General features: G+C 74.5%; 3 protein-coding genes and 1 pseudogene. 2 read left to right on the top strand and 2 right to left on the bottom strand.

Annotated elements, in window-relative coordinates:
- A pseudogene (locus QH283_RS06885) lies at positions 1-2,346 on the bottom strand (hypothetical protein); the annotation flags it as partial.
- Positions 2,347-2,458: 112 nt separating this feature from the next.
- Here QH283_RS06885 and QH283_RS06880 point away from each other — a divergent pair.
- Both QH283_RS06880 and QH283_RS06875 read left to right on the top strand, forming a co-directional pair.
- On the top strand, positions 2,459-2,911 hold the full coding sequence (locus QH283_RS06880; RefSeq protein WP_280502175.1) for a DUF3151 domain-containing protein: 453 nt from the start codon (positions 2,459-2,461) through the stop codon (positions 2,909-2,911).
- 7 nt (positions 2,912-2,918) lie between these two features.
- Complete coding sequence (locus QH283_RS06875) at positions 2,919-4,076, top strand: FUSC family protein (protein ID WP_280502174.1); 1,158 nt, start codon at positions 2,919-2,921, stop codon at positions 4,074-4,076.
- A gap of 40 nt (positions 4,077-4,116) precedes the next feature.
- Here the strand turns inward: QH283_RS06875 and QH283_RS06870 are convergent, their stop codons facing one another.
- The gene (locus tag QH283_RS06870; RefSeq protein ID WP_280502176.1) at positions 4,117-4,839 is read right to left on the bottom strand and encodes a site-2 protease family protein; all 723 of its coding nucleotides are present in this window, start codon (positions 4,837-4,839) and stop codon (positions 4,117-4,119) included.
- Between the last annotated feature and the right edge of the window lie 81 nt (positions 4,840-4,920).

Raw genomic sequence — 4,920 nt, 5'->3', positions numbered from 1 at the left:
CTCGTCCACCGACTGCGCGGGACGGGTCGCGTTGTGGTCGGCGGGGGAGGGCGCGCTCTCCGTCTGCGTGACCGGTGCGCCGGGGCCGACCCGCTGCGGGCCGGGCCGGCCGGGGACTTGCGCGCCTTGGCCCGCGCCCTGTGGTCCGGCTTGGCCGGGGACTTGCGCGGCTTGGCCCGCGCCCTGTGGTCCAGCCTGACCGGGGGCCTGCGCGCCCTGTCCCGGACCCTGCGGTCCGGCCTGACCGGGCCCCTGTGGTCCGGTCGCCCGAGGCCCTTGCTGTCCGGGGCCGAGTGGCGCTCCCTGCCCGGGGCCACCTTGCGGTCCACCCGGATGCGGCCCGCCTCGGCCGGGGACCGGCGGCCTGCCTGGCCCCTGCGGTCCGGCCTGACCGGGCCGGGGCGGCTGGCCGGGGACGGGGCCCTGGGGGTGGCCGGGGCCGTGCGGTCCCGCGGGCGGCGCACCGGTCGGACCGGCCTGCTTCGAGCCCGCCTGCCTGGGGCCGGAGGCGGGGCGGGGCGTGCTCGGCGGCTTGGTGGGGCCGGGCCGTCCGCTCACCCGATCTGTCTGGTCGGGGCGCTGGATGGGCAGCGCGGTGGTCTTCTGGTCGTCGACGGGCACCATCGGCATGGCGACGGTCGCCGCGTCGGCGTCGCCCGCGTTCTCCGGCACGCCGCTGCCCGCGTCGCCCGGTCCGGTCTGCCCCGGCTTCCCGGGCAGATCGGAGCGCTTGATCACGACGGTCTGGCTCGTATCGGCCGGTTGCGCACCGGAATCCGCACCCAGGGCCGACTGCGCCGGGGAATCGGCGGCCGCTGCCGCGTCCCCACCGGCTGCGTCTCCTCCGGTCGCCTTGTCTGCGCCCGCGCTCTGCGCCGCGGCGGCACCCGCTCCGGCGGCCTGCACCGCGGCGGCCACGTCCTCGCGCCGGATCACCGTCGTCGGCGCATCCACGACCGGATCGGTCGCGCCGGACTCCTCGGCATCGGCCCCCCGGCCCGCGCCACCCTCGTCCGCCCCACTCTTGTCCGCGTCCTCTTCGCTCGCGTCCTCTCCGCTCGCGTTGTCTTTGTCCGCGTCACCTTTACGCGGGTCGTCACCGCTCGGGTCGTCACTGCTCGGGTCGACCCCGGCGGTGTCCCCGGTGTCCTCGTCAGCGTCCCCGGTGTCCTTGCCCGTGTCCCCGGTGTCTCCGCCTGCGTGGTTCTGGGCTGTGTCTCCGGCGAGCTTGTCCGGGGCCTCGGTGTCCCTGCCCGTGTCTCCGGTGTCCTTGCCCGTGTCTCCGGTGTCCTCGTCCGCGCGGTCCCCGGCGGTGTCCGCGGTGTTATCGGCCGTGTCGCCCTTGCTCGACTCCGCGCCGCCTGTGTCCGCGCTCGTGTCCGCGCCGCCCGTGACCGCGCCGCCCGTGTCCGCGCCGCCCGTGACCGCGCTCGTGTCCGCGGAGCCGGCCGAATCCGCCTGCGCGCCGGTGTTGTTGGTGCCGGAGCCCGCGGACCGCCCCGCACTCGTCGCGGACCCGGCCGGAGGCGCATCCTGTTGTGCCGCGGCGGTATCCGAATCCACCGCCGCGGCATCCGGTTCCGCTCCCGGATCCGGCTGCGTGTCGGTGGCTGTATCCGGCTGTGCGTCGGCGGTTCTCGGCGGCGCGGCGGCGTCCCCCTCCGCACCCGCACCCGCCACCTCGGCAGACACCGCGCCGAGCCGCTGGGTGACGGCATCGGCGGGCCGCTGCTCATCGGCGGAGGCCCCCGGCCGGGCGATCCGCTCGGTTCGGTCGCTCCCGCTCGGCGTGGCGTCGGCACCCTTCGCGCCGGGAAGGCTGATCCGCTGGGTGGGCGCGTTCGCGGCCGGGTCGGCGGGATTGCCCGCCGTCGGCGCGGCAGATGCGGCGGAGTTGCCGGAACCAGCAGGCGACGCGGGGCGATCACCCGCACCGGGAGCGCCGGCCGTCCCACCGGTCTGCTGATCCGATTTCCGCGCACCCGCGACGGACGCCCCGGACTGCTCGCCCCCGACGACGGTCTTGCGCGTGAACGGCACCGCCTTGACCGCCGCGGGACCGTCCGCCCCCGGGGAAGCGGGTCGCTCCCACCCGTCCTGCGCGCTGTCGGCGGCGGCGCTGCCCGGCGTCGTGGCGGAATCGGCGGGTGCGCTCTTCCCCGATTCGGCGGTGTGCTCCGAACTGCCCTGTCCACCAGGCTTTTCGGTGTTCGCGGCGGTCCGGTCGGAGGAGTCGGCGGATGTCGGGCTCGCGGGGGAAGCAGTCGATTCGGCGGCCTCTTCCGGCCGCGCACCGGAGGCGGCGGCCGCACGCGCCGGGTTCTTCTCGTCGTTCGGGTCGGACACCACTACCCCTTGCTCGCGCCGATCTGCAGTGAACTCGACGGCCAGCCTATCGACCGCGCCGGGTGGCGGCACCGATTCCCCCGCCGCCACGGCTTGCGCGAACCGGTGCACAATGAAGCGCATGACCTCGTTCGGAGACCTGCTCGGACCTCAGCCGGTGTTGCTACCCGAAAACTCCGAGGCGGAGGAGGCCTTGCTGAACAAGGCCGACCCCGTCCGGGTGGTGGCCGAGCACCCGGCCGCCTCCATCGCGTGGGCCTATCTGGCCGAGGCCGCGCTCGAGCGTGGCGAGGCCGCCGACGAGCCGGTCAACCACGACATCGTCGCCGCCTATGCCTTCGCCCGCACCGGCTACCACCGCGGCCTCGACCTGCTGCGCCGCAACGGCTGGAAGGGCTTCGGCCCGGTGCCGTGGAGCCACGAACCCAACCAGGGCTTCCTGCGCAGCGTCGGCGCGCTGGCGCGGGCGGCCAAGGCCATCGGCGAGAACGACGAGTACGCGCGTTGCCTCGACCTGCTCGAGGACTGCGATCCCCGGGCGGCCGCCGAGCTCGGCCTCGACTGAGCCGGGAGTGACCCGGGCGGACTCCAGGCTCGCGGCGGCCCGGTCCGGGGGCGCGGCGCGGCTGCGTGCCTCCGCGGCGCGGCTGCGGCTGTCCGCGCTGCCGATCGTGCAGTGCGCGCTCGGCGCGGGCCTGGCCTGGTGGATCGCCCACGACCTGCTCGGGCACATCACCCCGTTCTTCGCGCCCACCGCCGCGGTCATCTCCATCGGCGTCTCGTTCGGGGCGAAGATCCGCCGCTCGGCCGAGCTGGTGGTCGGGGTGGCCTTCGGTGTCGGCATCGGCGACCTGTTCATCTCCGCCGTCGGCAGCGGCGTCTGGCAGATCACCCTGGTGGTGGCCGTGGCCATGGCGCTCGCGGTGTTCGTCGACGGCGGTTCGATCATCAGCATCCAGGCGGCCGGGTCGGCGGTGCTGGTGGCCACCCTCATGCCGCCGGGCAGTGACGCGAGTTTCGACCGCATGATCGACGCGCTGGTCGGCGGCCTGGTAGGCGTACTCGTGGTCGCCGCCATCCCCGTGCATCCGGTGCGCCGCGCCCGCGACCACGCCGGAAACGTGCTGAAAGTGGTGCAGGAAGCGCTGGCCGCAGGCGCGGACGGCCTGCTCGAACAGGACGCCGCCAAGATCTCCGAGGCCCTGCGGGCGGTGCGCGGCACCCAGCCCACCATCGACTCGCTGCGTTCCAGCCTGGAGGGCGGCAAGGAGATCAGCCGCATCTCCCCGCTGTATTGGAACTCCCGGCCCCGCCTCGACCGGCTGCGCGCCGCCGCCGACCCGGTCGACAACGCGGTGCGCAACACCAGGGTGCTGCTGCGCCGCTCGCTCACCCTGGTCCGCGACGACGAGATCCTCGACCCGCGCCTGATCCAGGTGGTCGCCGACCTCGCCGACGCCGTCGACGTGGTGCGCCGCTCCATCCTCGCCGACCCCGGCGAACAGCCGGACCAGGCCGAGGCGGCGCGGGTGCTGCGCTCGGTGGCCAGGAAGGCGCGACCGGAGCTGGTCGAAGGCGCGGGCCTGTCGGCGCACGTGGTGTTCGCGCAGGTCCGCTCGATCCTGGTGGACCTGCTACAGGCCTGCGGATTGCAACGGGTGTCCGCGATCGCCCTGCTGCCGCCCACCGTCGCGAACCCCTATGTTCCGCCCAGGGACACGACCGAGTGAGCCCGGCCGGGGGACACCACCGGCCGAGCCCGCCGCCGGCTCAGAGCCAGAACCGCACCAGCCGGGCGCCGCGGGCAACCCACAGGTCCGGCACGCCGAGCAGTTCGCAGATGGCGTACACGGCGTCGAAGAACGGCCGGTTGATCGACGGGGTCAGCAGCAGCGCGAGCAGCAGCAGCATGCCCAGTGGCTTGAGCTGGTCCAGTGAGCGGCGGGTGCGGTAGCTCAGCGAGGGCTCGAGGATGCCGTAGCCGTCGAGGCCGGGAATCGGCAGCAGATTGAGCAGGGTGGCGGTGACCTGGAGGAAACCCAGGAAGGCCAGCCCGTACCAGAAGGTCGCGTGGTCGGTGGTGCTGCCGAACAACGCCACCGTCACCAGGATCAGCACCGCGCAGAGCGCGTTCACCGCGGGCCCGGCGCCGCTGATCATCCGCTGCTGACGCGGGCTGACATTGTGCCCGTGCACGTAGACCGCGCCGCCGGGCAGACCGAAGCCACCGAGGGCGATGAACACCACCGGAAGCACGATCGACAGCACCGGGTGCGCGTACTTCAGCGGGTCGAGGGACAGATAGCCGCGCAACTCCACCTCGCGGTCGCCCGCCCGCCACGCCAGGTAGGCGTGGGCGAACTCGTGCAGGCACAGCGTGACGATCCAGCCCGCCACCACGAGCACGAACACCCCGACCCGCGCGGTCACGCCGTCGGCGAACCAGGCCAGACCACCGCCGACCAGGGTGATCGCGACGACGAGCAGGAAGATCGGGCTCGGGCGCCCCGCACAGGGGGCGCGGGGGGGGGGGCGGGGGCTGGGCCCAGGAGCCCGGGGTGGGGGTGGGGGGTT

The sequence above is a fragment of the Nocardia farcinica genome, assembly GCF_029867845.1.
GTDB classification, from domain to species: Bacteria; Actinomycetota; Actinomycetes; order Mycobacteriales; family Mycobacteriaceae; genus Nocardia; species Nocardia farcinica_A.
Note: the sequence above shows the minus strand (reverse complement) of the source record. Positions and strands in the feature narration are given on the sequence as shown.

Coding starts and splice junctions, on each gene's coding strand:
- QH283_RS06880 (WP_280502175.1), top strand. CDS start 2,459: ATGAAGCGCATGACCTCGTTCGGAGACCTGCTCGGACCTCAGCCGGTG.